The following is a 1,325-nucleotide window of genomic DNA, read 5'->3' as shown; positions in this document are numbered from 1 at the left end:
TAGAAGCGTCAACGAAGCGACCAAGTATTTTCATGGCAGTTGATGCTGATTGTGCGAGTGCTTTGATAGATCGGGGTTATCGATGTAACGATATGGGGGTTGAGTATTCGCTCTCACTCAACAGTTTTGATGTCAAAGGGAAAGAGAAAAAGTATCTGCGCTGGGCATCTAACTTTGGACGTAGGGGCTTTGTTGTTAAAGAACAGGCTTGGTCTGAGGTGAATGAAGATAGAGTTCGGGATATTTCCGAGCGCTGGCGACAAACCAAGGCGGTGACTAAGCGTGAACTTAGGCTCATTACTCGGCCGCCAGAGTATAGAGATGCTTGGGGAGTCAGGAAGTTTTTCTGTTACCTAAAAGGAGAGCTCGTTGGATATGTGTTTTTTGATCCCTATTTTCAGGATGATAAGATCATAGGTTATACAGCTAATATCATTCGCGCTTGCCCTGGGATAAAACCGAATGGCTTTCTAGATTATACAATCCTTGAAGCAATGAAGGTTTTTCAGAAAGAAGGTGTTGCTCGTTTGTCACTGGGCTTAGCACCCTTGCACGAGCTTCAGAGCTTTCCACATGAGATTGCTTCATTACGCTACTTGCAACAATTAATGTATCGCTATGGAAGTTTTCTATATGCGTTTCAAGCACTTGCTTACCATAAAACTCGATATCGAGCACAGAGTGAACACTGGTTCCAATGTATTCCTCCGGGGATCTCGTTGCCTAAAGCAACCATTGCTACCTTAAAAGCAATACAGGTTTTTTAGTGATGTCTGAAGATAATTCTTTTGTGAGAGGTCGTTATGACAGAACGGCTAGGTTCTACGAAAAGGCCGCGCATTTATATAGTGGTGGTAAGATCATTGCGAGTAAGCGTTGGCAGCTGCGTGACATAAAGCCCGGTGATAAATTACTGTTTGTGGGGGCGGGAAGCGGTGAAGATGTGGTACTTGCTGCGCAAAAAGGTGCCGAGATTACTGTCGTTGAACTTTCACCTAAAATGCTAAAGCGTATTGAATGTAAGCTAGAGAGATTAAGCTTGAACGATCGNGTCGTGCTTGTCCTGGGTGATGCATTTAAGCACCTTAAGGACAGCTATTATGACTATGTGGTAGCGAATTACTTTTTGAATGTCTTCGCTCACCCATTGATGATCGAAATGCTAAATCATCTAAGCTTGCAGCTTAAACCGGGTGGCAGCCTAATGGTTGCGGACTTTGCTCCGATCAGTGGAAACCTAGTGCAAAGACTATGTCAGCGGCTTTACTATTACTCAGCACTATTCGCATTTCATTTAATAGCGAAAAACCCGGTTCACAAAATCT

Annotated in this window: 2 protein-coding genes; both read left to right on the top strand. The window is 43.7% G+C overall.

Features of this window, described 5'->3' with window-relative positions:
- A partial coding sequence (locus A3766_RS16425; protein WP_156508933.1) for a DUF2156 domain-containing protein occupies window positions 1–767 on the top strand: 767 nt, incomplete at its 5' end.
- A gap of 2 nt (window positions 768–769) precedes the next feature.
- On the top strand, window positions 770–1,325 hold a 556-nt coding region (locus A3766_RS16420; RefSeq protein ID WP_068642520.1), incomplete at its 3' end, for a class I SAM-dependent methyltransferase.

This window comes from Oleiphilus sp. HI0132, from assembly GCF_001635845.1.
This window is presented reverse-complemented; position numbering and strand designations above follow the sequence as displayed.